Annotated in this window: 22 protein-coding genes, 1 pseudogene and 1 riboswitch; of the genes and pseudogenes, 15 read left to right on the forward strand and 8 right to left on the reverse strand. The window is 71.5% G+C overall.

The genetic code is table 11. The annotated features are described in order from the left end of the window. Positions 1–17 precede the first annotated feature (17 nt). Complete coding sequence (locus tag IE168_RS01035; RefSeq protein WP_229822976.1) at positions 18–1,688, reverse strand: GMC family oxidoreductase; 1,671 nt, start codon at positions 1,686–1,688, stop codon at positions 18–20. 148 nt (positions 1,689–1,836) lie between these two features. On the opposite strand from IE168_RS01035, the gene radA reads away from it, so the two are divergent. Beyond that, positions 1,837–3,216, forward strand: a complete 1,380-nt coding sequence (gene radA, locus IE168_RS01040; RefSeq protein WP_189494217.1) for a DNA repair protein RadA — start codon at positions 1,837–1,839, stop codon at positions 3,214–3,216. A 174-nt stretch (positions 3,217–3,390) separates the two neighbouring features. Here the strand turns inward: radA and IE168_RS01045 are convergent, their stop codons facing one another. Next, the gene (locus tag IE168_RS01045; protein WP_189494226.1) at positions 3,391–4,173 is read right to left on the reverse strand and encodes a cytochrome C assembly family protein; all 783 of its coding nucleotides are present in this window, start codon (positions 4,171–4,173) and stop codon (positions 3,391–3,393) included. Between the two features lie 91 nt (positions 4,174–4,264). Further along, positions 4,265–4,400, forward strand: a riboswitch (molybdenum cofactor riboswitch). Here IE168_RS01045 and moaA point away from each other — a divergent pair. From moaA to rplS, 12 genes and pseudogenes are all read left to right on the forward strand, one after another. Then, positions 4,392–5,372, forward strand: a complete 981-nt coding sequence (gene moaA / locus IE168_RS01050) for a GTP 3',8-cyclase MoaA (RefSeq protein WP_189494228.1) — start codon at positions 4,392–4,394, stop codon at positions 5,370–5,372. It overlaps the preceding riboswitch by 9 nt. Further along, entirely contained in the window at positions 5,369–6,379 is a 1,011-nt protein-coding gene (gene moaCB, locus IE168_RS01055; RefSeq protein ID WP_189494230.1) for a bifunctional molybdenum cofactor biosynthesis protein MoaC/MoaB, read from the forward strand. Before moaA ends, moaCB begins: the two co-directional genes overlap by 4 nt. Positions 6,380–6,384: 5 nt before the next feature. Next, on the forward strand, positions 6,385–7,638 hold the full coding sequence (locus tag IE168_RS01060; protein ID WP_189494539.1) for a molybdopterin molybdotransferase MoeA: 1,254 nt from the start codon (positions 6,385–6,387) through the stop codon (positions 7,636–7,638). Continuing rightward, on the forward strand, positions 7,635–7,895 hold the full coding sequence (locus IE168_RS01065) for a MoaD/ThiS family protein (RefSeq protein ID WP_189494232.1): 261 nt from the start codon (positions 7,635–7,637) through the stop codon (positions 7,893–7,895). Before IE168_RS01060 ends, IE168_RS01065 begins: the two co-directional genes overlap by 4 nt. Positions 7,896–7,897: 2 nt before the next feature. Beyond that, positions 7,898–8,395: pseudogene (locus IE168_RS01070) on the forward strand (molybdenum cofactor biosynthesis protein MoaE); the annotation flags it as partial. Positions 8,396–8,478: 83 nt separating this feature from the next. After that, positions 8,479–8,871: a hypothetical protein gene (locus tag IE168_RS01075; protein WP_189494236.1), complete on the forward strand. Its 393-nt coding sequence runs from the start codon at positions 8,479–8,481 to the stop codon at positions 8,869–8,871. Between the two features lie 180 nt (positions 8,872–9,051). Further along, positions 9,052–10,419, forward strand: a complete 1,368-nt coding sequence (ffh, locus tag IE168_RS01080; RefSeq protein ID WP_189494238.1) for a signal recognition particle protein — start codon at positions 9,052–9,054, stop codon at positions 10,417–10,419. A gap of 16 nt (positions 10,420–10,435) precedes the next feature. Beyond that, positions 10,436–11,284 carry an aminotransferase class IV gene (locus IE168_RS01085; RefSeq protein WP_189494241.1) on the forward strand — a complete coding sequence of 283 codons (849 nt, stop codon included), beginning with the start codon at positions 10,436–10,438 and terminating at the stop codon, positions 11,282–11,284. Between the two features lie 104 nt (positions 11,285–11,388). Further along, on the forward strand, positions 11,389–11,652 hold the full coding sequence (rpsP, locus tag IE168_RS01090) for a 30S ribosomal protein S16 (RefSeq protein WP_189494243.1): 264 nt from the start codon (positions 11,389–11,391) through the stop codon (positions 11,650–11,652). Positions 11,653–11,692: 40 nt separating this feature from the next. Next, complete coding sequence (rimM, locus tag IE168_RS01095; protein ID WP_189494246.1) at positions 11,693–12,205, forward strand: ribosome maturation factor RimM; 513 nt, start codon at positions 11,693–11,695, stop codon at positions 12,203–12,205. A gap of 62 nt (positions 12,206–12,267) precedes the next feature. Further along, on the forward strand, positions 12,268–13,050 hold the full coding sequence (gene trmD, locus IE168_RS01100; RefSeq protein ID WP_189494541.1) for a tRNA (guanosine(37)-N1)-methyltransferase TrmD: 783 nt from the start codon (positions 12,268–12,270) through the stop codon (positions 13,048–13,050). A 126-nt stretch (positions 13,051–13,176) separates the two neighbouring features. After that, entirely contained in the window at positions 13,177–13,605 is a 429-nt protein-coding gene (gene rplS / locus IE168_RS01105) for a 50S ribosomal protein L19 (RefSeq protein WP_189494248.1), read from the forward strand. Positions 13,606–13,680: 75 nt separating this feature from the next. Here the strand turns inward: rplS and IE168_RS01110 are convergent, their stop codons facing one another. Next, positions 13,681–15,165: an MATE family efflux transporter gene (locus IE168_RS01110; RefSeq protein ID WP_189494249.1), complete on the reverse strand. Its 1,485-nt coding sequence runs from the start codon at positions 15,163–15,165 to the stop codon at positions 13,681–13,683. 68 nt (positions 15,166–15,233) lie between these two features. Between IE168_RS01110 and IE168_RS01115 the strand changes: the two genes are divergently transcribed. Next, a complete protein-coding gene (locus IE168_RS01115; RefSeq protein ID WP_189494251.1) occupies positions 15,234–15,650 on the forward strand; it encodes an RNA-binding S4 domain-containing protein in 417 nt (138 codons plus the stop codon). A gap of 634 nt (positions 15,651–16,284) precedes the next feature. Here IE168_RS01115 and IE168_RS01120 read toward each other — a convergent pair. From IE168_RS01120 to IE168_RS01140, 5 genes are all read right to left on the reverse strand, one after another. Continuing rightward, positions 16,285–17,796, reverse strand: a complete 1,512-nt coding sequence (locus IE168_RS01120) for a catalase (protein ID WP_189494253.1) — start codon at positions 17,794–17,796, stop codon at positions 16,285–16,287. Positions 17,797–17,917: 121 nt separating this feature from the next. Continuing rightward, positions 17,918–18,529: a DUF937 domain-containing protein gene (locus IE168_RS01125; protein ID WP_189494255.1), complete on the reverse strand. Its 612-nt coding sequence runs from the start codon at positions 18,527–18,529 to the stop codon at positions 17,918–17,920. Between the two features lie 63 nt (positions 18,530–18,592). Further along, the gene (locus IE168_RS01130) at positions 18,593–19,294 is read right to left on the reverse strand and encodes an MOSC domain-containing protein (protein WP_189494543.1); all 702 of its coding nucleotides are present in this window, start codon (positions 19,292–19,294) and stop codon (positions 18,593–18,595) included. A 41-nt stretch (positions 19,295–19,335) separates the two neighbouring features. Beyond that, the gene (gene mutS / locus IE168_RS01135) at positions 19,336–21,906 is read right to left on the reverse strand and encodes a DNA mismatch repair protein MutS (RefSeq protein ID WP_189494258.1); all 2,571 of its coding nucleotides are present in this window, start codon (positions 21,904–21,906) and stop codon (positions 19,336–19,338) included. A gap of 70 nt (positions 21,907–21,976) precedes the next feature. After that, positions 21,977–23,464, reverse strand: a complete 1,488-nt coding sequence (locus tag IE168_RS01140) for a diguanylate cyclase (RefSeq protein ID WP_189494261.1) — start codon at positions 23,462–23,464, stop codon at positions 21,977–21,979. Between the two features lie 217 nt (positions 23,465–23,681). Between IE168_RS01140 and IE168_RS01145 the strand changes: the two genes are divergently transcribed. Beyond that, positions 23,682–26,273 (forward strand): TonB-dependent receptor, encoded by a 2,592-nt coding sequence (locus tag IE168_RS01145; protein WP_189494263.1) that lies wholly within the window; start codon positions 23,682–23,684, stop codon positions 26,271–26,273. Positions 26,274–26,292: the final 19 nt, after the last annotated feature.

A 26,292-nucleotide genomic window follows, 5' to 3' on the forward strand; every position in this document is an offset into this window, starting at 1 on the left:
GCGCCACGGTCAAAGCGTCAGAGCCCCACGATCTCCAGTCCCGTGCGCAAGCGGTCGGCCAGGCGCACGGCCAGGGCCACGATCGTGAAGGTCGGAAACGCCCAGCCCCCGGTGGGGAAGACCGAACTGCCGGCCACGTGGAGGTTTTCCATGCCGTGCACCCGGCAGTCGCGGTCGACCACGCCGTCCTCGGGACGCCCGGACATGCGCGTGGTGCCGATGTGGTGGGCGGTGCCGACCACGTCGGGCCGGATCGCGGCATCCCCGACCCAGCGCTCGGCCTCGAACCGGCCGCCGCAGCAGCGCGCCGCCTCCTCGCCAAGCAGCGCCGCGCTGGTGCGATAGGATGCGTAGTCGAGTTCGGTCAGGCGCCAGTCCACGCGCACCTTGCGCATGCCGAGCGCGTCGCGTGCCTCCGACAGGGTGATCCGGCTGTCGGGGTTGGGCGCCTGTTCGAAGTAGGTCATGAGGTCGACGCGGCGGTAGCGGTCCACCGGGCGGTTGCGCAGCCGGCGGGCCACCGCCCCGGCGACGTCGCCGGCGTTCATGCCCACGCGCAGCGCCAGCCGCGCCCGCCGTCCCGCGCCGCGGCGCAGGGCTGGCGCGGGCCCGCCGATGCCGGCCGCCAGCGCGCGCTGCACCCCGCCTTCGACCTCGTTCGCGCTTTCCACCGCCGGGGCGCGGAACGTGGCGCGCAGCTCGCGCAGCGCCTGCAGTCCGGCCGGAGTCGCATCGGCGACCGGGATCGGCCGGGCGCGGGCGTTGAGCAGGCCGAGCCTGCGCTGGGCGCCGTCGGCGAGCGCGAGCTCCCGGTACAGCGGCCGGCTCTCGCGCTGGCCGTCGCGGTCGTAGGGCCGCAGCAGGGAGGCGAGGTCGCCGCCCACCACCTGGCCGGCCAGGCAGCGCGGATGGTCCATGAAGTGGCGGCCGACCTGGTCGTGGCCGTTGCCGAGCCCGCGCGGATGCACGCTGTCCGAGGCCAGCAGCAGCCGCGCGTTCTCGATGCCGCCGGCGGCCAGCACGTAGTGGCGGGCGCGGACGGTGCCGCGTCGGCCGTCCAGGGCGCCGATGCGGGCGGCCTGCACGCGGTCGGCGTCTGGCGCCGCAGCGAGTTCCATCAGGTTGGCGTGCAGCAGCAGGGTGATGTTGCCTGCGTCCTGCAGCAGCTGCGTGTAGTGGGCCTGGAACAGCACCGGGCTTTCGATGCAAACCCGGTCCACCGCGTCGTCCCCACGCAGCGGCAGCGCATGAATGAAGCGTGCGTTGGCGAACGAGCCGTCGGCGATGTCGTGGCGCGGATCGATGCCGCAGGTCTCGCGGGCCTGCCGGCACCAGGCGGCGAGTTCGTCGAAGTCGATCGGCCAGCCGCTGGACGGCACCCACGGCCGCGAGGCCAGGTCCAGCCGGGTCAGCGGCACGCAGCCGCCGCCCCAGAGGCGGCAGCTCCCGCCCAGGGCGCGGAGGCGGCACAGCGCGGGGTCGAGCATCGCCGTGCCCACCGAGTCGCCGCCGTTGAGCGCCTGGCTGGCTTCTTCGCTGTCCAGCCCGCCGCTTTCGAGCACGCAGACGGTGAACCGGCTGTGCGCGAACGCGTTGGCGATGGCGATGCCCGCGGGCCCGGCCCCGATGACGCAGACGTGGCAGTCGAAGTCGTCGGGCGTGGACGGGTCGAGGTAATCGAGGATCAAGGGCCGGCTCCGGGCGTGCCGCCGGAAGGCAGCGGGGACCCGGGTGGAAACGCGGGCCGCGGCGGGCAACGGACACCGCCGGTCTCGCCCGGCGCGACGCGCGGCCGCTATCCTGCCGGCCCACCCGAGATTCCAGGCAGCCCGATCCATGGCCAAAGTCCGCACCGCTTACGTCTGCAACGAATGCGGCGCCGATTTCAGCAAGTGGCAGGGCCAGTGCGGCGCCTGCGGGGCCTGGGACACGCTGGCGGAGATCGTGCTCGAAACCGCCGCGTCGGCGAAGGCGGCCGCGCCCGCGCGCCGCGGCGGCTGGGCGGGCAAGGCCGAGGCGCCGAAGGTCACGCCGCTGGCGGAGGTGCGCCAGGCCGACGAGGTGCGGGTGACCACCGGCATCGGCGAGTTCGACCGGGTACTGGGCGGTGGCCTGGTGGAAGGCGCGGTGGTGCTGGTGGGCGGCGATCCCGGCATCGGCAAGTCGACCCTGCTGCTGCAGGCGGTGGCCAGCATGTCGGCGGCGCTGCCGGGCCTGTACGTGACCGGCGAGGAGTCGCTGGCCCAGGTGGCCGGCCGCGGGCACCGCCTTGGTCTGCCGCTGGACGGGGTCAATGCGCTGGCCGAGACCTGCGTCGAGCACATCCTCGGGCACGCCTCGAAGCTCCGGCCGCGGCTGATCGTGGCCGATTCGGTGCAGACGCTCTGGACCGAGACCCTCACCGCCGCCCCGGGCTCGGTCAGCCAGGTGCGCGAGTCCGCGGCGCGCCTGGTGCGGTATGCGAAGGAGACCGGCACCGCGGTCTTCCTCGTCGGCCACGTCACCAAGGAGGGCGGCATCGCCGGCCCGCGCGTGCTCGAGCACATGGTGGACGCGGTGCTGTATTTCGAAGGCGATTCCGGCAGCCGCTTCCGCGTGCTGCGCGCGTTCAAGAACCGCTTCGGCGCGGTCAACGAACTCGGCGTGTTCGCGATGGGCGACAAGGGGCTGAAGGAAGTGCCCAATCCTTCGGCGATCTTCCTGTCCGGCGCGTCGCGCCAGCCCGGCAGCTGCGTAATGGTGACGCGCGAAGGCACGCGGCCGCTGCTGGTAGAGGTGCAGGCGCTGGTCGACAGCTCGCCGCTGTCCAACCCGCGCCGCGTGGCCGTGGGCATGGAGCAGAACCGGCTGGCGATGCTGCTGGCGGTGCTGCACCGGCACGGCGGCATCGCCACTGGCGACCAGGACGTGTTCGTCAACGTCGTCGGCGGCATCCGCGTGCAGGAGACCGCGGCCGATCTGCCGGTGCTGCTGTCGGTGCTGTCGTCGCTGCAGGACCGGCCGCTGGCGGACAAGACCAGCGCCTTCGGCGAGGTCGGCCTGTCGGGCGAGATCCGTCCAGTGCCCAACGGCGAGGAGCGGCTGAAGGAGGCCGCGACCCACGGTTTCAGGCGCGCGATCGTTCCGAAGGCCAATGCACCGAAGTCCGGCGCCTACAAGGGCCTGGAGGTGGTCGCGGTGGAGCGCCTGGCCGATGCCATCGACGCCGCCGGGTAGCCCCACCGGCGAGTGCCTCGCCCCAATATGTAGGAGCAGCTATAGCTGCGACCGCTGTGTCGCCAGCCCGGGTCGCAGCTATAGCTGCTCCTACATACAGTGGCGGCCGATGTTCAGTCAGTGGCGGCCGATGTTCAGTCAGTGGCGGCCGGTGTTCAGGGGCGGCCGGTGTTGTCAGGCGCGCTGCAGCACCAGCTCCAGCACGAACTTGCTGCCGAAGAAGGCCAGCACCAGCAGCGCCATCGCCGCCAGCGTCCAGTGCACCGCCTTGCGGCCGCGCCAGCCGAAGCGCCAGCGCCCGAGCAGCAGCACGCCGAACACCAGCCATGACAGCAGGCTGAGCACGGTCTTGTGCACGAGGTGCTGGGCCAGCAGGTCCTCGACGAACAGCACGCCGGTCAGCAGGGTGGCGCTGAGCAGGACGAAGCCGGTGGCGATGGTGCGGAACAGCAGGATCTCGAGCTCGACCAGCGGCGGCAGTGCGCGCAGCCAGCCTTGGATCTCGCGGCGACTGAGCGCGCGCTCCTGCAGCCACAGCATCACCGCCAGCAGCGCCGCCACGGCCAGGGTGGCATAGGCCAGCAGCGCCAGCCAGGCATGCAGCTGCAAGCGCCAGTCCAGCGGCTCCGGCGGACGATGGCCCTGGAGATGGCTGCCCAGCAGGGCCAGCGCCGCGATCGGATAGACCACCACGCCCAGGCTGCCCAGGCGGCCGCGCGCGCCCACGGCCGTGGTCAGCAGCGCCATGCCCAGGGTGACCAGCGAGAGCGCGGCGTAGAAGTGCATGTCGACGCCGCCCTGCGCGCGCCAGGCCGGCAGCGGTTCGATGGCGTGGGCCAGCAGTCCCGCGCAGGCCGGCCAGAGCCAGGCGCGGCCAGGACGCCCGCGGCGGATTCCCGCCACCAGCAGGCTGCTCGCCAGGAGATAGGACACGACGGCAATGAGGACGGGAATCATCCACGCAGTGTCTCACAGCGTCGCGCGCGCCTGAACGGGTGGGGACGCCCGAGTCTGGAACGGATATGCTGGCTGGACGCGCGGGGCCCGGGTCCCGCGCGGACTCCAAGCCTGGCCGCCTGTGTCCTCTGGATATGGCAGCCGGGCCGCGGCCTTCGCGGGTCGCCGGGTCGGACTGGAAACGGGCCGGCTTCCCTGTATCGGAATGGAGCACATCGATGGTGGCCCTGGTCGACCGGTTCGGGCGGTCGTTCCCCTATCTGCGCCTCTCGCTGACGGAGGCCTGCAACTACCGCTGCAGCTACTGCCTGCCGGACGGCTATCGCGCCGAGGGCCGCGCGCGCTTCCTCGAGCTCGACGAGATCCGGCGCCTGGTCCGCGGCTTCGCCGCGCTCGGCATGAGCAAGCTGCGCCTGACCGGCGGCGAGCCGACGCTGCGCAAGGACCTGCTGCCGATCATCTCGGCCGTGGCCTCGGTGCCGGGCATCCGCCGCGTCGCCATCACCACCAACGGCACCCACCTGCCGCGCCACGTCGGCGCCTGGCGCGAGGCCGGCCTGACCGCGCTCAACGTCAGCCTGGATACGCTCGATGCGGAGCGCTTCCACGCGATCACCGGGCACGACCGCTTTGCCGAGGTCACCGAAGGCGTGGAGATGGCGCTGGGCCTGGGCTTCGATTCGGTCAAGCTCAACGCGGTGCTGCTGCGCGGACGCAACGACGACGAGCTGCCGGCCTGGTTCGACTACCTGCGCGAACGCGATGTCGCGATCCGCTTCATCGAGCTGATGCGCACCGGCGACAACCGCGAGTTCTTCGAGCGCCACCACCTGCGCGCCGAGGCGATCGAGGAGCAGCTGGCGGCGGCCGGCTGGACGCTGCGCCCGCGTGCGCCCGACGCCGGCCCGGCGCGCGAGTACGCGCATCCCGGCTACCGCGGCCGCATCGGCATCATCGCGCCGTACTCGAAGGATTTCTGCAAGGGCTGCAACCGCCTGCGGGTGACCGCACGCGGCGACCTGCGCCTGTGCCTGTTCGGCGACTTCGGCATCGGCCTGCGCGAGCTGCTGCAGTCCGACGACGATTTCGACGCGCTGGTCGCGCGCATCAGCACCCAGCTCGGCCTCAAGGCCGCCGGCCACGGCCTGCACCAGGGCGAGACCGGCCTCACTCCACACCTGGCCTCCATCGGAGGATGAACCACCGCATGGGCAACGACAGTCCGGCCGCGTTCCACATGGCCGACATCCGCAACAAGCGACCGACCCGCCGCCGCGCGGTGGCCGTGGGCGAACTGGCCGCCGGCCCCCACGCGTTCCCGCTGATCGTCGAGCGCCGCCTGCCCAAGGGCGATGCGCTGGTGATGGCCGAGATCGCCGGCCTGCAGGGCGCGAAGATGGCATCAGCCCTGATGCCGCTGTGCCATCCGCTGCCGCTGGAGCTGGTACAGCTGCGCTGCGTGCCGGTGCCGGAGCGCCACGCCATCCGCGTGTACTGCGAATGCGCCACCGAAGCCCGCACCGGCGTCGAGATGGAAGCGCTGGCGGGTGCCAACGCCGCGCTGCTGACGCTGTACGACCTGACCAAGCCGGTCGAACCCGCGCTGGGCATCGGCGGCATCCGCCTGCTGTTCAAGGAAGGCGGAAAAAGCGGGCTGTGGCTGCACCCCGAAGGCATGGACGACGATGAGCGCGCGCACTACCGCCCTCGCGACCTCGCGCGCCTGGACGACGTGCCCTGCGCGGTGCTGACGCTCAGCGACCGCGCGAGCCGCGGCGAGTACGAGGACCGCTCGGGCCCGGTGCTGGTGGACGGGCTGCGCCGCCTGGGCGCGCGCGTGGCCGACGCCGAGGTCCTGCCTGACGGCATCGAGCCGCTGGCGACACGCCTGCGCGCGCTGGCGGGCGAGGGCGTGCGCATCGCGCTGTGCACCGGCGGCACCGGCCTGGGCCCGAACGACGCCACGCCGGACGCGCTGCGAGCGGTTGCCGACCGCAGCGTCGCCGGGCTGGCCGAGATGTTCCGCAGCGAGAGTGCGAAGCACACGCCGCTGGCCTGGTTGAGCCGGGCCGAGGTGGTGCAGGTTGGACGCATGCTGGTGTTCGCCTTGCCGGGCAGCCAGCGGGCGGCGAAGCAGGGCATGGACATCCTCGCGCCGCTGCTGGCGCATGCGCTGGCGATGGTCGACGGCGAGGGCCATCCGTGAGCGCGGTGCTTTCCTACGAAGATGCGCTGGCCGTCGTGCTGCGCGAGGCACGGGCGCTGCCGGTCGAGCGCCGCGCACCGGAGGACGCGCAGGGCCTGGTGCTGGCCGAACCGGTCGACAGCGGCGTCGACCTCCCGCCCTTCGACAACTCCGCGATGGACGGCTTCGCGCTGCGCGCGGCGGGCGCGGTGCTGGCCGCGGGGCGCGAATTCGAGGTGCGCGGTTCGCAGGTGGCCGGCGACGACGCCGCGACCGCGGGCGAGGGCGCCTGGGAGATCATGACCGGCGCGCGCATGCCCGAGGGGCTGGACAGCGTGGTGCCGATCGAGCGCGTTGAAATCCTCGAGCGCGACGGCGAAGGGCGCCCGCGGCTGATCCGCCTGGCCGCCGACGTTGCCCCCGGCGACAACGTGCGCCTGCGCGCCGAGGACATCGCCCGCGGCGCCCTGGCGGTGCCGGCGGGCCGCCGCATCGGCGCGAACGAGCGGATGGTGCTGGCATCGCTGGGCGCGACCACGGTGGCCGTGCGGCGCCGCGTGCGCGTGGCGATCATCAACACCGGCCGCGAGCTGGTCGACGATCCGGCGCGCCCGCTCGCCTCGGGCGAGATCCGCAACAGCAACGGGCCCTACCTGGCCGCGCGGGTCGAGGCCGCGGGTGCCGAGGTGGTGCTGCGCGAGACCGTCACCGACGAGCCCGCGGTCTTCCTGGGCGTGCTCGAGCGCGCGCTCGCCGCCGGCGCCGACGTGGTGCTGAGCACCGGCGCGGTGTCGATGGGCCGCCACGACTTCGTGCCCGACGCGCTGCGCGGCATTGGCGCCGACATCCTGTTCCACAAGGTGCAGATCCGTCCCGGCCGGCCGCTGCTGTTCGCGCGCCTGGCCGGCGGCGCGCTGTACTTCGGCCTGCCGGGCAATCCGGCCTCGGGCGCGGTCGGCTTCCGCTTCTTTGCCGAGGCCGCGCTGCGCGCGATGTCGGGCATGACGCCCGAGCAACCGCTGCGGATGCCGCTGGCCGCGCCCTGGAGCAAGCGCGCCGCGCTGCGCTTCCACCTCAAGGGCCTGGTGGAGCTTGCCGACGGCCGCCTGTCGGCGCGGGTGCTGAAGGGGCAGGAGTCGTTCAAGGTGCTGCCGCTGCTGCTGGCGAACGCCTGGATCGTGGTGCCGGTGGATGCGATGGCGCTGGACGCGGGCGACATGGTCGATGTCTACGGCCCGGGGCACCTGGAGGCCCCGATGATCGGAGAGAGGTTGGAGTGAAGGTCGAAGTGAAGCTGTTCGGCGCCTTCCGGGCGCATGATCCCGGCGCGACGCTGGAGCTGGAGCTGCCCGACGGGGCGCGCGTGGCCGACCTGCGCGAGGCGCTCGACCGCCATGCGCGCGCGCACTGGCCCGCCTACCGGCCGGAGCTGCTGAAGGCCTCGGCCTTCGCCAGCGAGACCACCGTGCTGCGCGATGCCGAGCACGTGCCCGACGGCGTACCGATGGCGGTGCTGCCGCCCGTGAGCGGGGGTTGAGCATGGAGCGCTTCCACTGCGCGGTGACCGACATCGCGGAGGGTCCACTGGATCCGGCCGCGGCGATCGCATTCGTGTCCGACCCGGGCTTCGGCGGCATGACCATGTTCGCCGGCCGCGTGCGCGACCTGAACCACGGCCGTGTGGTCACCGGCGTCAGCTACGACATGTTCGAGCCGCTGGCGCTGAACGGCTTCCGCGGAATCTGCGAGGACATGGACACCCGCTTCGGGCCGAAGGTGAAGCTGTATGTGGCGCATGCGAAGGGCCGGCTGGGCGTCGGCGACCTGGCGGTGGTGATCGCCGCCGGCACCCCGCACCGCGACGAGGCCTTCCGCGCCTGCCGCGAGCTGATCGAGCGCGTGAAGCACACCAGCCCGATCTGGAAGCAGGAACACTACGAGGACGGCGACAGCGTGTGGAGCGAAGGCTGCTCGCTGTGCGGCGTGGACGAGGCCGGTGCCGATGCCGGCCATGCCGCCGGCCCGGGCCACGGGCACGACGATGCCGCGACCAGGCCTGAGGCGCCTGACGGGGGCCCTGCCGCATCGCCAGCGGTGGTGTCGCGACCGGATGCGGCGCGGTGAAAGTCCAGCTGCAGGGCCAGTCGCTGCGCCTGCGCATCGGCGAGGACGAGCTCGCGCGGCTGCTGGCCGGCGAGGATGTCCTCAATGCCACCGCGCCTGCGCCCGGCGTCGCGTTCCGGCAGCGCCTGCGGCTGCGACCTGATGCGCTCGCGATCGAAGAGGGGCGGGAAGAGCCGGTCGCTGGTTTCGAGGCCGATGCCGGCACCTGGTGCTTCGAGCTCCCCGAAGCTGCGGTCCGCGACTACGTCGCCAGGCTGCCGTGCCGCGACGCGCTGGAATTCGGACTGCAGGGTGGCGGGACAGCGCTGAAGCTCGCCTTCGAGGTCGACGTCCGCGACAGCGTGCGCCACCGCGGCCCGCCGGCGCGCCGCAAACCCCGGACCGACTGACCCCCTCACGCCGTCCGGCCCCTTGCAGGAGCGGCCATGGCCGCGACCGCTTTTCCGAAGCGACACGCGGTCGCGGCTGTAGCCGCTCCTGCAGGTGCGGGTGCGCCACAGGGGGCGGAGCCTCGGCCCCGGGACCGAAAGCTATACTGGTCGGCCCGATCCACCGCCCCAGGTCCCCGCATGTTCGAATCCCTCACCCAGCGCCTCTCCGGCACCATCGAGCGCCTGCGCGGCCGTGGCCGGCTGACCGAGGAGAACATCCGCGAGGCCACCCGCGAGGTCCGTATCGCGCTGCTCGAGGCCGACGTCGCGCTGCCGGTGGTCCAGGCCCTGATCGAGCGCATCAAGGTGCGCGCGGTCGGCCAGGAGGTGCTGAAGTCGCTGACCCCTGGCCAGGCGCTGATCAAGGTCGTGCGCGACGAGCTGACCGCGGTCATGGGCTCGGCCGCCACCGAGCTCAACCTCAATGTTCCGGCCCCGGCCGTGGTGCTGATGGCCGGCCTGCAGGGCGCGGGCAAGACCACCACCGTCGGCAAGCTCGCCAAGCTCCTGAAGGAGAAGCGGAAGAAGAAGGTCATGGTGGTCAGCGCCGACGTCTACCGTCCGGCCGCCATCGCACAGCTGGAAACGCTGGCGCAGCAGGTCGACGTGCGCTTCTTCCCGTCCGACGCCGCGCAGAAGCCGGTCGACATCGTCCGCGCCGCGATCGAGGACGCGAGGAAGTCCTTCATCGACGTGCTGCTGGTCGACACCGCCGGCCGCCTCGCCATCGACGAGGCGATGATGGCCGAGATCAAGGCGCTGCACGCCGCCGTGAACCCGGTCGAGACCCTGTTCGTGGTCGACGCCATGACCGGCCAGGACGCCGCCAACACGGCGAAGGCGTTCAGCGAGGCGCTGCCGCTGACCGGCGTGGTGCTGACCAAGACCGACGGCGACGCCCGCGGCGGCGCCGCGCTCAGCGTGCGCTACATCACCGGCCGCCCGATCAAGTTCATCGGCACCGGCGAGAAGGTCGACGGGCTGGACGTGTTCCATCCCGACCGCATCGCCAGCCGCGTCCTCGACATGGGCGACGTGCTGTCGCTGGTCGAGCAGGTGGAAAGCCAGGTCGACAAGGACAAGGCGCAGAAGCTCGCCGAGAAGGTCGCCAAGGGCAAGAAGTTCGATTTGAACGACATGCGCGACCAGCTCGAGCAGATGCAGAACATGGGCGGCATCCACGGCCTGATGGACAAGCTGCCGGGCATGGGCCAGATCCCCGACACGGTGAAGAACCAGGTCACCGGCAAGGAAGTGCCGCGCATGGTCGCGATCATCAATTCGATGACGAAGAAGGAGCGCCGCAACCCGGCGCTGCTCAACGGCTCGCGCCGCAAGCGCATCGCCGCCGGCTCCGGCGTGACGCCCGCCGACGTCAACAAGCTGATGAAGCAGTACCAGCAGATGGAAAAGATGATGGGCAAGCTGGGCCGCGGCGGCATGAAGGGCATGATGCGCGGCCTGCAGGGCATGATGGGCGGCCGCGGCGCGATGCCGTTCCGCTGAGGTCAGCGGCGGCCGCATGACCGGGACGCCCGTTCGGGATGCCATGGCCGCCGGCGATGCCAGTGATCCGGCAGCGGCCGGGCACTTCACCACGATGCAGTTGCGGGGCGGCAGGGCCCAGGGCCGCGACTTGCACATCGCGCGCCTGGTCGCGGCATCCCACGCGCTCTACGGCGTCGTGCCCGACGCGGACGCGCTGCGTACGGAAGCCCGCAGGGCGCTGGCCAGGGCGGGCATGGAGGCGGGCGACTGCACGCTCCGCATCCGCATCCGCGCCGACACCCGTGGAAGCGATGATGGCGGCGATGGCCGCCCGTGGATGCCGATCGCGGCCATGGCCGGGCCCGCTGGGAGCGGGGCGGGACGGCTCGAGTCAGGCATTGACATCGAGGCGCCACGCCACGCCGCTGCGCATCCGCTGCGCCTGCGCACGCACGCAGGCATCCGCGCCTGCCCCGACATCAAGCACCTGGCGCTGGAGCCACAGCTGGACGCGCGCCGTGCCGCACGCGACGCCGGGTTCGACGATGCGCTGCTGGTCGCCGCGGACGGCCGTGTCGCGGAAGGCACGTTCTGGAACATCGTCTTCCTGGACGCAGGCGGGCTGGTCTGGCCCGAAGGACCCGCGCTGCACGGGGTGACGCAGCAGCTGCTGCAGGGAGCCCCTGGCGGCCCGGGAGGCCTGCCGGAACGCCGGGAGCCCGTCCACGTCGCGGCGATGCAGCGCTTCATCGCGGCCTGGGCGCTCAACTCCACCGGCATCCAGGACATCGCCTCCATCGACGGCCACCGGTTCGGTGGCGACGCGGGAGCCGGGGAGGCGCTGCGCGGACGGCTCGCCGCCTCCCCGCGCGAGCCGTTCTGAGGCCGCGGACAGGCGCCGGGCAGGGTGTCGCGCGCCGTCGCGGCTTCCGCTACAATGCCCGGCTTACCTCGCCATCCTGGCGACTGGGCAACACGGAAACCACCATGGTCAAGATCCGCCTCACCCGCGGCGGCGCCAAGAAGCGCCCCTTCTACCACATCATCGTCACCGACTCCCGCAGCGCGCGGGACGGCCGCAACATCGAGCGCGTGGGCTACTACAACCCCGTCGCCCAGGGCGCCGAGCAGCGCGTGGTGCTCGACACCACCCGCGTCGACCACTGGGTCAAGCAGGGCGCGCAGCTGACCGACAAGGTCCGCGACCTGTACAAGGAAGCGGCCAAGGCCGCGGCGGCCACCGCCGCCTGATGCGCCGGCCGCGCCCTCCGCGCGCGGCCGCATCCTGCACATGGATACCCAAGGGCGCCGCATCCTGCTGGGCAGGGTCCACGGCGCCTTTGGCGTGCGTGGCGAACTGAAGCTGGAATCGTTCACCGATCCGGAGCGGGCGATCTTCCGCTACCAGCCCTGGATCCTGCGCGACGCGCAGGGCCGGGAGCGCGAGCTTTCGGGCGCGCGCGGCCGCGAGGGCGGCAAGGGCCTGGTGGCCACGATCCCCGGCATCGAGGACCGGGACGCGGCCGAGGCCATGCGCGGCACCGAGGTCTGGGTGCCGCGTTCGGCGCTGCCGCCGCCGGCCCCGGGCGAGTACTACTGGGTCGATCTCGAGGGCCTGCGGGTGGCCAACGTCGAGGGGGTGGACTTCGGCACCGTCTCGCACCTGTTCTCCACCGGCGCCAACGACGTGCTGGTCGCGCGCGGCGACCGTGAGCGCATGATCCCCTTCGTGACCCCGGACTACGTGGTCTCGGTGGATTTCGAGGCCGGCCTGGTCACGGTCGACTGGGATCCGGAGTTCTAGGCGTGGTCGGCGCAGGCGTCGACGTGCCCGTGTCCGGAGGCGGGGACGCCGCCGGCACCGCCCTGCGCATCGACATCGTCAGCCTCTTCCCCGACTTCGTCGCCCAGGTCGCCGGGTACGGCGTGGTCGGGCGCGCGGGCGAGCGCGGGCTGCTGGCGCTGCAGGGCTGGAATCCGCGCGACCACGCCGAGGGCAACTACCGCCGCGTCGACGACCGGCCCTTCGGCGGAGGGCCCGGCATGGTGATGCTGGTCGACCCGCTGCGCACGACCTTGGCCGCGGTCCGCGCCGCCGATCCCCGGCCGGCGCACGTGGTCTACATGAGCCCGCAGGGCCGCCCGTTCGACCAGGCGAAGGCGCGCGAGCTGGCGGCGCTGCCGCGGCTGGTGCTGCTCTGCGGCCGTTACGAGGGCGTGGACGAGCGCCTGCTCGCGGCCGAGGTCGACGAAGAGATCTCGATCGGCGACTACGTGCTGTCGGGCGGCGAACTGGCCGCCGCGGTGGTGGTGGACGCCGTGGCCCGGCTGCTGCCGGGGGCGCTGAACGATGCCGAGTCCGCCGCCCAGGACAGCTTCGAGCCGTCCGCCGACGGTGGCGACGGCCCGCTGCTGCTGGACTGCCCGCACTACACCCGCCCGGTGGAGCACGCGCTGGGCACGGTGCCGCCGGTGCTGCTGTCGGGCAACCACGCCCTGATCGCGCGCTGGCGCCGGCAGCAGTCGCTGCTGCGCACCTGGCAGCGGCGGCCGGACCTCGTCGACCCCGCGACCCTCGCGAAGGCCGACCGCCGCCTGCTCGAGGAGGCACTGGCCGAGGCCGGCCTGCCGCCCCTGGGCGGAAGCTAAGCCCCTAGCGCCAAAGGGAAACTCCGGGTTACAATGCGCGGCTAGCTGTCACCACGCCAAGACGCGGGTCCACGTGCACTCGCGCTACAACAGCCCACAGGGCACTACCAACAGGCATCCCACACCATGAACAAGCCCTCGCTCAACACCCTGCTGCAGACCTTCGAGACCGAGCAGGCCACCCGCCAGCTCCCCGTCTTCGGCCCCGGCGACACCGTGATCGTCAACGTCAAGGTGAAGGAAGGCAACCGCGAGCGCGTCCAGGCCTACGAGGGCGTGGTCATCGCGAAGAAGAACGCCGGCCTGAACTCCTCGTTCACCGTGCGCAAAATTTCCCACGGCTTCGGCGTCGAGCGCGTGTTCCAGAGCCACAGCGCCGCGATCGACTCGGTCGAAGTGAAGCGCCGCGGTGCCGTCCGCGCCGGCAAGCTGTACTACCTGCGCGAGCTCGAGGGCCGCAAGGCGCGCATCAAGGAAGACCTGGCGGGCAACGCCAAGGCGCGCGCCAAGGCCGCTGCCGAGGCCGCCGCGGCTGCCGAAGCCGCCGCCGAGTAAGCCACGGCACGGGGCACGCCCCGCCAGCAGGACGGACGGCCGCCACAGGGCGGCCGTTCGCGTTCCCGGGCCCGCTCAGCTCCCGGCCACGGCGTCCGCGGCGCGCGTGCGCGGGCAAGGGTCGGCCACGGGCGCGGGCGGCTGCGCGGGCACCTCGGCGGGGATCGCCATGGCGTCGGTGTCCCTGTCGCCGGCCAGCATCCGCGCCTCGCGCCACTGGCCCCAGCGGTAGTAGGCCAGCGACAGCAACATCGCGCACAGCGCGCTCACCGGGAAGCTCAGCCAGATCGCATCCGCGCCCAGCGCCGGCTGCAACAGGTTGGCGAAGGGGACGCGGATGCCCCACAGCGCGAACACCAGGATCAGCAGCGGCGGTACCACCGCGCCGGTCGAGCGCACCACGCCCGAGACCACGAAGTTCACGCCGAAGAACAGGAACGACCAGATCGCGACCAGGTTGATGTGCTGGCCCGCGGCGATCGACGGGCTGCCCGGCGGCAGGAACAGCGACAGGATCGATTCGCCGAACAGCAGCAGTGGCGCGATCAGCAGTCCGGTCAGCAGGAAGTTGAAGGCCACGCCCACGCGCATGGTGCCGTCGACCCGGTCCCAGCGCCCTGCGCCCACGTTCTGGGCCGCCATCGAAGTGCAGGCCGCGCCCATCGCCATCGCCGGCATCTGCACGTAGGTCCAGAGCTGCAGCGTGGCGCCGTAGGCCGATGCGGTGTCGACGCCGTAGGCATTGACCATGCTGATCATCACCAGCATCGCCAGCGACACCAGGATCATCTGCAGCCCCATCGGCACGCCCTTGACCACCAGCGCACGCACGATGGCGAAGTCCGGCACGTAGGCGCGCAGCTCGCCGCGCGGGATCCACAGCGGATGCCGGCGCCAGCGCAGCCAGGCGACAAGGGCCGCGAGACTGCAGGCATTGGCCACGAGCGTGGCTCCCGCCGAACCGGCGATCCCCATCTCCGGGAACGGGCCGAGCCCGAAGATCAGCACCGGGTTGACGATGATGTCGATCACCACCACCAGCGCCAGGAACACGAAGGGCGTGCGGGTGTCGCCGGCGCCGCGCAGGACGGCGCTGATGAAGGCGAACATGTAGAGGAAGGGCACGGCGAGGAAGATCACCTGCAGGTAGGCCTCGGCCAGCGGCAGCGAGGCGTCCGGCGTGCCCATCCAGGTCAGGATATGGCGCGCCAGCGGCAGCCCCGCTGCGGCCACCAGCAACGATATCGCGCCGAAGAACGTGGCGCTGCTGCCGATCACCCGTCGCGCCTGCACCGGGTCCCGGGCGCCGATGGCCTGGGCGACGAGGATGGTCGCCGCCATGCCGATGCCGAACACCGAGCCCAGCAGGAAGAACATGATGTTGTTGGCGTTGGCGGTCGCCACCAGCGCCTCCTCGCCGAGGAAGCGGCCGACCCAGACCGCGTTCACCGAGCCGTTGAGCGACTGCAGCACGTTGCCGGCCAGGATCGGCAGCGCGAAGACCAGCAGGGTGGGAGCGATGGCACCGCGGGTGAGGTCGTGCGTGGAGGTCTTCGGCATCCGCGCATCCTGCCAGAGCGCGCGTGATCGCCGGCTCGGGCAGGACTCCGCGACGCTAGAATCCGGGGATGGCGCATGAGGCGAATGAAACCGGGCAGGCGAGCGCCGTCCGCATCGACGTGTGGCTGTGGGCCGCGCGCTTCTTCCGCACGCGGACCTTGGCGAAGCAGGCGGTCGAGACCGGCAAGGTCGAGGTCGGCGGGCAGCGGCCCAAGGCCTCGCGCACGGTGCGGGTGGGCGATGCGCTGCGCGTGGTGCGCGGCGAGGAGGTCTTCGAGATCGAGGTGCTGGGGATTTCGGACGACCGCGGCCCGGCGCCGGTCGCGCAGCAGCTCTACCGCGAGTCGGATGCCTCGGTGCAGGCGCGCGAGGAGATGCGGCTGGCCCGGCGAGCGGCGCGTGACGGCTACCGGCCGCCGGAGCATCGCCCGGACAAGCGGGCGCGGCGCCTGATCCGGGCGCTGGGCGATATCGACCTGAGCTGAGCGGCGGCAAGAAAAAGCTTCTTCTCCCAGGTGAGGGGAAGATGCTCGCGGTCGAGCTGGCTGTGGTGATGTTGGATCGGCGTCTGCTAAGGCCAGAGATGCTTGCGGGGTTGGGTCGTGATGCAAGTCGGCTCCGTGGTGGTGTACGCGGCCCGTCGCGCACACAGGGGGTGTGCTCCCCCGGCATCTGCGCGTCCTGCTCCCACTGCCGGCCGCCGGCCATCGATGGCCGGCTGTCCGCACACCCCCTGTGCGCGCGACGGGCTGTGGCGAGGTCCGGCCTCGGGAAAGATCGAGGGCAACAGCAACAGCAACAACAGCAGCACCAGCACAGCACCGCAGCAAACCGCACCCGCAACGCCAGCATCAGCAGCAGGGCGACAGCGATCGCGGCGGCAGCCGCGACAGGGAGTGGCGAGACCGAGTCGGGAAGGAATCGCGCAGTCAGGGTTCGATGTCTTTCCAGACCGCGGGAAAGGTAGTGCCCCCTGCGTCCGCGTCGGGCCGCCGCAGCCCGAAAAACACCAACGCGAACATTCCCCCCGATTGGGCGAAGAACCAAGAAAAAGCCGCGGCCCCCCGGGGAGCCGCGGCTTCGTGCTTGCCTGATCCCCTCGCGGGAAGTCGGCGGGCCTCAGTCGAGGCTGTTTGGAGAGTCCTCGCCCGCGAACGCACCCAGCTTGCGCAGCGCGGCCTCCACGCCCGCGCCGTAGGCCGGGTCGGCCTTCGTGCAGTTCTCCACGTGACGGCGCTTGATGAAGTCCGGCGCATCGCCCATGGCGCGGGCGGTGTTGTCGAACAGCAGCTGCTGCTTCTCCGGGGTCATCAGGCGGAACAGGTCGCCGGGCTGCTTGTAGTAGTTGGCATCGTCGTCGCGGAAGTTCCACCAGTCGGCGTCGCCGGTGATCTTCAGCGGCGGCTCGCGGAACTGCGGCTGCTCCTGCCACTGGTTGAAGCTGTTGGGCTCGTAGTGGGGCAGGCTGCCGTAGTTGCCGTCCACCCGGCCGATGCCGTCGCGGTGGTTGCTGTTGACCGGGCAGCGCGCCCTGTTCACCGGGATCTGCTGGTAGTTGGTGCCCAGGCGGTAGCGCTGCGCGTCGGCGTAGTTGAACAGGCGCGACTGCAGCATCTTGTCCGGCGAGGCGCCGATGCCCGGCACCAGGTTCGACGGCGCGAAGGCGCTCTGCTCGACGTCGGCGAAGAAGTTCTCCGGATTCCTGTTGAGCTCGAACTCGCCGACCTCGATCAGCGGGTAGTCGCCCTTCGGCCACACCTTGGTCAGGTCGAAGGGGTGGTAGGGCACCTTCTCCGCGTCGGTCTCCGGCATGATCTGCACGTACATCTTCCACTTCGGGAAGTCGCCGCGCTCGATCGCTTCGTACAGGTCGCGCTGGTGGGTCTCGCGGTCGTTGCCGATGGCCTCGGCGGCTTCGGCGTCGCTCAGGTTCTCGATGCCCTGCTGGGTGCGGAAGTGGAACTTCACCCAGTAGCGCTCGCCGGCTTCGTTCCAGAAGCTGTAGGTGTGGGAGCCGAAGCCGTGCATGTGGCGGTAGGACTTCGGGATGCCGCGGTCGCTCATCACGATGGTGACCTGGTGCAGGGCCTCGGGCAGCAGCGTCCACCAGTCCCAGTTGTTGGTGGCCGAACGCAGGTTGGTGCGCGGGTCGCGCTTCACCACCTTGTTGAGGTCGGGGAACTTGCGCGGGTCGCGGATGAAGAAGACCGGCGTGTTGTTGCCGACCATGTCCCAGTTGCCTTCCTCGGTGTAGAACTTCAGCGCGAAGCCGCGGATGTCGCGCTCGGCGTCGGCCGCGCCGCGCTCGCCGGCCACGGTGGTGAAGCGGGCGAACATCTCGGTCTGCTTGCCGACCTTGGAGAAGATCGCGGCGCGGGTGTACCTGGTGATGTCGTTGGTGACGGTGAAGGTGCCGAAGGCACCCGAGCCCTTGGCGTGCATGCGGCGCTCCGGGATCACCTCGCGCACGAAGTTGCCGAGCTTCTCATGCAGCCAGACGTCCTGGGCCAGCAGCGGGCCGCGCGGGCCGGCGGTGAGGCTGTTCTGGTTGTCCGGCACCGGCGCACCGAAGTCGGTGGTCAGGTGCGTGACTGGGCACTTCTTCGGGGCGTTGTCGGAAGGCTTGCTCATTGCGCTGGCTCCTGGGTTCAGGTGGCTGACGAGGGTCTGCGATCGACTCTACGTCCGCCTGATAGAAAGGTGAAATCGAATGATGGAAATCGATCGATAGGGCGTCTCTATTGGCCCTGGCTCACTTCTTTCCGAACAGGCCCCCGAGCTTCATCAGGTCGCCGATGCCGAGCTCGCCGTCGCCGTCCTGGTCCAGCACGGCGCCGAGCAGGCCGCCGCCCAGGCCGCCCTGCTGGCGGATCTGCTGCTGCTCCTGGCCGAGCAGGCCGCCCAGTGCCTGGGCGCCGCCGGCCTGCTGCGATGCGCCGCCGGACATCACCCGCTTTGCGAGATAGGCCATCACGATCGGCGCCAGCAGCTTCAGCAGCTGCCCGGCCTGGCCTTGGCCGAGGCCGGTGGCCTGGGCGACGCCGGTTTCCGCGCGGGCCTGCTGGCCGCCGAAGATGTGGCCGAGGATGCCCGTGCCGTCGGCCTGGCGTGCCTGGCTGCCGCCCAGCACCGCGCCCAGCACGCTGCCGATGTCCATGCCGGCGTGGTCCTTCTGCAGCGCACCGAACAGCGCCTGCGCGCCCTGTGGTTGGCTGGCGTTCCTGCCGAGCGCGCCCATGAGCAGCGGCAGCGCTGCGCTGATCGCCGCCGACGACTGCTCCTGGCTGATGCCCAACTGCTGCGCGAGCTGGCTGGTCGGCGCGCCGCGGAGCTGGGCGGCGAGGTCTTCGGTCAGGCTGGCCATCACGGAACTCCTGTCACTGGGGTTCCCCCGATACTACGCGCGCGCCGTGGCGGCGTGGCCGTCTCAGCCCGGTGCGGGCCCGTCGATGCGACGGCCCCAGTCCTCGACCTGGCGGGACGCGAGCCGGCGCTCGAGCAGGGTGCGCCACGACGGCACCAGCGGCAGCTCCAGGGCTTCGGCCAACTGCTCTGGATCGAGCACGCGCTCGGCGAGCAGGCGCATCAGCCGGCGCAGCGGCCACGCCGGCCAGGGGCGCTCGAGCAGGACGAGCGCGTCGCCGGCCTGCGCGCTGCCGGGTTGCGGCACGCGGTAGTACCAGCCGGTGCGGCCGCTGCCCTGGACCCGCCGCGCCATGTCGCGCACGCCGAAGCGGTCGTTGAGCTTCCAGCACGGCTGCCGGCCCTGGCTGACCTCGAGCACCGCGCTGCCCAGCGCATAGCGGTCGCCGATGCACACGGTCGACTCGTCCAGGGCGTGGCTGCTGAGGTTCTCGCCGAAGGCGCCGGGCGTCGCCAGCACCGGCAGCTCGCCCAGTTCCGCGCGCCAGGCCGCGTAGTGCTCGAACGGGTAATGGTGCACGGCCTTGTCCACGCCGCCGTGCACGCGCAGGTCGCCCTGTTCGTCGCCTTCCAGGCCCTGCTCGCCGATGTGCACCGGGCCGCTGCGCGGCGACTTGGCGATCGCGCTGCGGCTGCCCGGGCGCGTGTAGGGCACCGCGGCGCCGGTGAGCAGGGCATCGATGCGCACGCCGGTTCCCGTATCCAGCGGATGGCCGGCGCCGGCGGCATCGCCGCTGCGCCGCGTGCTCACGACAGCGCCTTGAGCCGGTACAGCGCCTCAAGGGCCTGCTTGGGCGTCAGATCGTCGGGATCGATGCCGGCCAGCGCCTCCAGCGCGGCGGAGGAGGGCGCGAACAGCCCGAACTGCTGCGGCGCATCCAGCGCTTCCGGCGACAGCGGCGGCGAGGCCGGCGGCCCCTGCTGCTCCAGCTCGGCCAGCCGCGCGCGCGCCTGCCGCAGCACCAGCTTCGGCAGCCCCGCCAGCGCCGCCACCTGCAGGCCGAAGCTGCGGTTGGCCGGCCCGTCCTTGACCGCGTGCATGAACACCAGCGCGTCGCCATGCTCGACCGCGTCCAGGTGCACGTTGGCGATGCCGCTGCCCGGCGCGGCCAGCGCGGTGAGTTCGAAGTAGTGCGTCGCGAACAGGGTGTAGCAGCGGTTGTGCCCCGCCAGGTGGCGGGCGCAGGCCTCGGCCAGCGCCAGGCCGTCGTAGGTCGAAGTGCCGCGGCCGATCTCGTCCATCAGCACCAGCGACTGCGCGGTGGCGTGGTGGAGGATGTGGCTGGTCTCGCTCATCTCGACCATGAAGGTCGACTGGCCGCGGGCGAGGTCGTCGCCGGCACCGATGCGGGTCAGGATGCGGTCGATCGGGCCGATGCGCGCGGCGCTCGCCGGCACGAAGCTGCCGATGTGCGCCAGCAGCACGATCAGCGCGTTCTGGCGCATGTAGGTGCTCTTGCCGCCCATGTTCGGGCCGGTGATCACCAGCATGCGGCGGTCCTCGCCCAGCACCAGGTCGTTGGGCTCGAAGGGCTCGTCGCGCACCGCTTCCACCACCGGGTGGCGGCCACGCTGGATCTCCAGGCAGGCCTCGTCGACCAGCTCGGGGCGCGACCAGTCCAGGGCCTGCGCGCGCTCGGCGAGTCCGGCCAGCACGTCCAGCTCGGCCAGCGCGCCGGCGCAGCGCTTGAGCGATTCCAGGTGCAGGTTGAGCTCGTCCAGCAGCTGCTCGTACAGCAGGCGCTCGCGGGCCAGCGCGCGCTCGCGCGCGGACAGCACCTTGTCCTCGAAGCCCTTCAGCTCCTCGGTGATGTAGCGTTCGGCGTTGGCCAGGGTCTGGCGGCGGGTGTAGTGGGTCGGTGCCTTCGCCGCGTGCGCCTTGCCGACTTCAAGGTAATAGCCGTGCACGCGGTTGTAGCCGACCTTGAGCGTGGGAATGCCGCTGGCCTCGCGTTCGCGGGCCTCGAGGTCGACGAGGAACTGGTCGGCGCTGGTCGACAGCCGGCGCAGCTCGGCCAGTTCGGCGTCGAAGCCGTCGGCGAAGACGCCGCCGTCGCGCGCCAGCACCGGCGGCTGTGCCACCAGGGCATCGGCCAGCAGCGCGGCCTGGTCGGCGTGCTCGCCCAGGGCGTCGATGAGCGCCTGCAGCCGCGGCGAATCGACATGCGCGAGCTGCGTGCGCACGCCGGGAAGCATGCCGAGCGCGTCGCGCAGCGTGGACAGGTCGCGGGGCCGCGCCGAACGCAGCGCGATGCGCGACAGGATGCGCTCGACGTCGCCCAGGCCCCGGAACAGCTCGCGCAGGTCGCCCTCGGCACCGGTGTCGATCAGCGCGGCCACGGCCTGTTGGCGCTGGCCGACGGTGTCGCGGTCGCGCAGCGGCCGGTGCAGCCAGCGCCGCAGCAGGCGCCCGCCCATCGGCGTCACGGTGCTGTCGAGCACGCCGAGCAGGGTGTGCTTCTGCTCGCCGTCGATGCGCGTGTCGAGCTCGAGGTGGCGGCGGGTGGCGGCGTTCATCGCGATCGCGCCGTCGCTGGACTCGAGCGCGATCGAGGTGAGGTGGGGCAGGCGCTGCTTCTGCGTCTCCTCGACGTAGCCGAGCAGGGCGGCGGCGGCGGCGATGGCCTGTGGCCGGTCGTCGATGCCGAAGGCAGCCAGGTCGTGCATCTCGAAGAAGCGCAGCAGCTGGCGGCGGCCGCTGTCGGCGTCGAACAGCCAGGGCGCGCGGCGACGCACGCCGCTGCGCGCGGTGGCGCAGGCCGGCCAGCCTTCCTCGTCGGGCAGCAGCAGCTCGGCGGGATCCAGCCGGGCGAGCTCGGCCTCCAGCGCGTCGTCGCCGCTGACCTCGTTGGCGAGGAAGCGCCCGGCCGACAGGTCGGCCCAGGCCAGGCCGTAGCCGTCGCGGCCGCGGCTGAGCGCGAGCAGCAGCGTGTCGCGGCGCTCCGACAGCAGGGCCTCGTCGGTCACCGTGCCGGGTGTGACGATCCGCACCACCTTGCGCTCGACCAGTCCCTTGCTGGTGGCGGGATCGCCGACCTGCTCGCAGATGGCGACCGACTCGCCCAGCGCGACCAGGCGCGCGAGGTAGCCCTCGGCGGCGTGGTGCGGCACGCCGGCCATCGGGATCGGCTGCCCGCCGGAGCTGCCGCGCTGGGTCAGGGTGATGTCGAGCAGCCGCGCGGCCTTGCGCGCGTCGTCGTAGAACAGCTCGTAGAAATCGCCCATGCGGAAGAACAGCAGCACGTCGGCGTGCTCCGCCTTGGCGGCGAAGAACTGGCGCATCAGCGGGGTGTGTTCGGGCGTCTTGTCCAGCGTCATGCGTCCGGCGTGCGGGGCGCGCGGCGGTCGCGCGCGGGACAGCGGATTGTAGCCGGGCGGGGTCGGGGCTTCAGTGCTGCAGGGCGCGGACGCCGGGCGGGTCGGGCAGGTCGCCATCGTCCATGACGACGCGGTCGCGGCCGCCCCGCTTGGCCGCGTACATGGCGGCGTCGGCGCGCGCCAGCACGCGCTCGTAGTCCGGATGGCCGTCCTGGACGGCGACGCCGATGCTGCCGGTGAGTGACAGCGTGCTGCCGTCGGCCAGCGCCACCGGGGACGATGCGATCGCGTTGCGCAGGCCTTCGGCGATCGCCTTCGCGTCCTCGTGCGAGACCGAGCCCAGCACCACCACGAACTCCTCGCCGCCGTAGCGGAAGAGGTAGTCGCTGCCTCGGGTGTTGTCCACCAGCAGGGCGGCGACGTGCTTGAGCGCGCGGTCCCCGGCCTCGTGGCCGTGGGTGTCGTTGATCGACTTGAAGTGGTCGAGGTCGAGCATCAGCACCGCGAACTGGCGCCCGGTATTCGCCTGCAGCGCGATCTCGCGGCGCAGGATGGTCGGCAGGAAGCGGCGGTTGAGCAGGCGGGTCAGCGCGTCGCGGCCCGATTCCAGGTCGCCGATGCCGTCGAACATGATCGTGACCAGGCTGCGGATGGCGTCCGCGCCCGCGCGCAGTTCGTCGAGCAGCTCGCGGCGCGCGGCGATGGTGTCGGCCTCGGGCAGGCGCGCACGCAGGATGCTGTCCATGCGCGCGGCGATGAGGTTGACCTCGCGGGTTTCCGTGGTGTCGCCGAAGCTCGCCATGCCCTTGTGCAGGAACCACAGCCCGAACTCGGAGCGCGAGATCTGCAGCGGCGCCGGCGGGCCAGGGTGTTCCGAGGTCAGGGCGTAGATCAGCGCGTTCTCCCAGGTCAGCAGCAGCGCGCGCTGGCGCTCGCGTTCGGTGCCGATGTTCTGGATCAGCGAGAACAGCCGGAAGGCGCCGTCGACCTGGCCGGCGGCCTCGCGCGAGCGGGTGTAGGCGCGGGTCATCGATTCCAGCGCGATGTCGACCAGGCCGTCGGCGCAGACGATGGCGTCCAGCGCCAGCCGGTCGCTGCCGGCATGCCTGCGGATGCCGGCGTGCAGGTCGTCCTTGAGCATGCGGCCGCCGCGGGCGACGAGGTCGACCGGGATGCCGATGCGGGCGTGGACCTGGCCGACATGCTCCTGGGTGGCCTGCAGCGCGTCGATGTCGCCGGGTCGCGCGGCCAGCAGCGCGGCCAGCCAGCGCTGGAGCGAGGGCTTCAGGCGCTCGCGCACCTGGTCGACATCGAGATAGCGCGCCGCCCGCGGGTCCTCCAGCATGACGCCGTAGAAGTGGTCGGCCACGGCCGGGCCGCCCTCGGCGACGACCACGGCCAGCAGCGCCCGGATCCCGTCCGACAGCGCGCCGACGCGGCGCGCCCAGTCCGCGAGCAGCCCCGGATCCGGCTGGACGGGGCTCGCGGGGCGGGCGTCGGCGGGGGCGTCGGGAGCGGCGCCGACGGGAGCGTCGGCAGGGGCGGATCTGGCGGTCATCCGCGTATTGTCCCCCGCCGCGGCAGCCCGGCGGTGAACGCGCCGTGCCGCCCGCCTGGACGCACATACGCACGCGTCCGGAATTGTGCTAGCGTCGCCGCAAGGTCGCGGTACCGCAGCGCCAGGCCAGTCCCCCACGCAGGCCCGGCGCATCCGCCATGGATCCCATGGTGGCGCCCGCACCGACGTCGATGACATCCATCCGTAGGGGGACACCATGGTCTCAGGCCATCTGCAACGCCACGCGCTCGCCACCGCGCTCCTCGCCATCCTCGCAAGTCCCGCCCTGGTGTCCACGGCACATGCCCAGGACGCCGCGCCCGCGGCCGAGGAACAAGCCACCACGCTTTCGGCCATCACGGTCACCGCGCAGAAGCGCGAGGAGGCCCTGCAGGACGTGCCGATCGTGGTCAACGTGCTGCCCGAACAGCTGCTGGTCGATACCGGCGTGCGCGACATCAAGGACATGCAGGTGCTGGTGCCCGGCCTGACCGTGACCAGCACGCAGTCGGCGGCGCAGACCACCGCGCGCATCCGTGGCATCGGCACGGTGGGCGACAACCCTGGCCTGGAGTCGTCGGTCGGCGTGGTCATCGACGGCGTGTACCGCGCGCGCAACAGCGTCTCCTTCGGCGATCTGGGCGAACTCGACCGGATCGAGGTGCTCAAGGGCCCGCAGGGCACGGTGTTCGGCAAGAACACCTCGGCCGGCGTGATCAACGTGGTCACCCGCCGTCCGAGCTATTCGCAGAGCGCCGAGGCGGAAATCACCGCCGGCAACTACGGCATGTTCGGCGTGTCCGGTGCGTACAACGACGCGCTTGGCGAGAACGCCGCGTTCCGCATCTACGCCACCAAGCGCAAGCGCGACGGCGTGGACGACGTGAGCACCGGCGGCGGCCCGCGCCGGGAGACCGACGACGGCGACCAGAACTACCACGCCGTGCGCGGCCAGCTGCTGTTGGAGCCGACCGACAACCTCAGCATCAACTTCGCCGCCGACTACGCCAGCCGCGAAGAGAACTGCTGCGTCACGGTCACCACCCACCGCGGCCCGACCGCGGCGATCATCGACGCGCTGACCCCCGGCGGCGAGGGCATCATCCCGCAGGTCGACCTCGACCGCCGCCTGGCCTACGCCAACCGCACCACCGAGCAGGACCTCAAGGACAAGGGCGTCTCGGCCGAGGTCAACTGGACCACGCCCTGGGCCAACGAGGCCGTGCTGACCTCGATCACCGCCTTCCGCGAGTGGGACGCGATCACCAGCATCGACTTCGACTACAGCGCCGCCGACATCATGTACCGGCCGCCGGAGGAGGACTATTCGCTGGTGGCGTTCGACACCTTCAGCCAGGAGTTCCGCCTGACCGGCTCCACCGACCGCGTCGACTGGATGGTGGGGCTGTTCTATTCCGACGAGGACCTGGCCCGCAACGATTCCTACTTCATGGGTGCCGCCTACGAGCCCTACCTGTCGACCCTGGTCGGCAGCCAGGTGCTGGCCGGGCTGGCGGGCGCGATCGCGACCCTGCCGCCGCAGCTGGGGCTGAGCGTGAACACGGCGATGCCCGCCACGTTCTTCTCCGAGATCACCGGGCAGCCCTTCGGCACCAACTTCACCGGCGTCGGCGCGCATGACAGGTACTCGCAGAACGCCAAGAGCGCGGCGATCTTCACCAACAACACCTTCCACGCCACCGACGACCTCGACATCACCGTCGGCCTGCGCTACACCCGCGAGAAGAAGACGCTCGATTCGCAGTTCACCAATCCCAACGGCAGCGCGGCCTGCGGCCTGACCCTGTCCGATCCCACGGGCCGCGTGGGCGGGGCGATGCTGGGGCGCATCAACGGTTTTGCCAACCTGCCGCCAGCGCTGCAGCAGCAGCTGATCCAGCAGATGCTGCCGGCGCTGGCGCCGGCCATCCAGCAGGTCGCCGGCTACATGTGCCTGCCCTGGGCCAACGCGCTGCACAACGGCCGCGAAACCCGCGAGGAAGTGACGGAGAAGGAGTGGTCGGGCACGGTGAAGGTCGCCTACGACTTCAGCGACGACGTCATGGGCTACGTGTCGGCCGCGCGCGGCTACAAGGCCGGCGGCTTCAACCTCGACCGCGTCCAGGTCGGGGTCACGCCGCAGGACGACACCTACTTCCCCGGCGAGTTCGTCAACAGCTACGAGCTGGGCCTGAAGACCACCTGGGCCGACGGCAACCTGCTGCTCAACGCGGCGGCCTTCCACCAGGAGTACGAGGACTTCCAGCTCAACAGCTTCCTCGGCACGGCCTTCGTGGTGCGCTCGATCCCGGAGGTCACCTCGACCGGCGTGGACCTGGACCTGCTGTGGCAGCCGGGCATCCAGGGCCTGATGATCCAGGGCGGCCTGACCTATGCGAAGACCGAGTACGGCAACGACCTGCTGCCCGACGCCGACCTGGTGCTGCTGCCGGGCAACCAGATGAGCTTCGCGCCGGAATGGTCGGGCAACGCCTCGGTGACCTACGAGTGGGACTTCGGTGCCGACTACATCGGCCGCTTCAACATCGGCGCCAAGTACATGTCCGACTACAACACCGGCTCCGACCTTGATCCGCAGAAGGATCAGGACGCCTATGCCCTGGTCAATGCACGCATCGGCTTCGGCAGCAGGAACCGTCGCTGGATGGTCGAACTGTGGGGCCAGAACCTCACCGACGAGACCTACAAGCAGGTGGGCATCGACGCGCCGATCCAGTCCGGCTCGTGGAACGCCTTCCTCGGCGCGCCGCGGACCTATGGCGTGACCGTGCGCTTCAACTACTTCTGACCCGCGGCCCTGCGCCGCT

The sequence above is a fragment of the Luteimonas padinae genome (genome assembly GCF_014652935.1).
Taxonomy (GTDB): domain Bacteria; phylum Pseudomonadota; class Gammaproteobacteria; order Xanthomonadales; family Xanthomonadaceae; genus Luteimonas; species Luteimonas padinae.

Coding starts and splice junctions, on each gene's coding strand:
- radA (WP_189494217.1), top strand. CDS start 1,837: ATGGCCAAAGTCCGCACCGCTTACGTCTGCAACGAATGCGGCGCCGAT.
- ffh (WP_189494238.1), top strand. CDS start 9,052: ATGTTCGAATCCCTCACCCAGCGCCTCTCCGGCACCATCGAGCGCCTG.
- IE168_RS01140 (WP_189494261.1), bottom strand. CDS start 23,464: ATGACCGCCAGATCCGCCCCTGCCGACGCTCCCGTCGGCGCCGCTCCC.
- IE168_RS01125 (WP_189494255.1), bottom strand. CDS start 18,529: ATGGCCAGCCTGACCGAAGACCTCGCCGCCCAGCTCCGCGGCGCGCCG.
- IE168_RS01120 (WP_189494253.1), bottom strand. CDS start 17,796: ATGAGCAAGCCTTCCGACAACGCCCCGAAGAAGTGCCCAGTCACGCAC.
- IE168_RS01115 (WP_189494251.1), top strand. CDS start 15,234: ATGGCGCATGAGGCGAATGAAACCGGGCAGGCGAGCGCCGTCCGCATC.
- IE168_RS01085 (WP_189494241.1), top strand. CDS start 10,436: ATGACCGGGACGCCCGTTCGGGATGCCATGGCCGCCGGCGATGCCAGT.
- IE168_RS01110 (WP_189494249.1), bottom strand. CDS start 15,165: ATGCCGAAGACCTCCACGCACGACCTCACCCGCGGTGCCATCGCTCCC.
- rpsP (WP_189494243.1), top strand. CDS start 11,389: ATGGTCAAGATCCGCCTCACCCGCGGCGGCGCCAAGAAGCGCCCCTTC.
- IE168_RS01145 (WP_189494263.1), top strand. CDS start 23,682: ATGGTCTCAGGCCATCTGCAACGCCACGCGCTCGCCACCGCGCTCCTC.
- mutS (WP_189494258.1), bottom strand. CDS start 21,906: ATGACGCTGGACAAGACGCCCGAACACACCCCGCTGATGCGCCAGTTC.
- IE168_RS01045 (WP_189494226.1), bottom strand. CDS start 4,173: ATGATTCCCGTCCTCATTGCCGTCGTGTCCTATCTCCTGGCGAGCAGC.
- rplS (WP_189494248.1), top strand. CDS start 13,177: ATGAACAAGCCCTCGCTCAACACCCTGCTGCAGACCTTCGAGACCGAG.
- moaA (WP_189494228.1), top strand. CDS start 4,392: ATGGTGGCCCTGGTCGACCGGTTCGGGCGGTCGTTCCCCTATCTGCGC.
- rimM (WP_189494246.1), top strand. CDS start 11,693: ATGGATACCCAAGGGCGCCGCATCCTGCTGGGCAGGGTCCACGGCGCC.
- moaCB (WP_189494230.1), top strand. CDS start 5,369: ATGAACCACCGCATGGGCAACGACAGTCCGGCCGCGTTCCACATGGCC.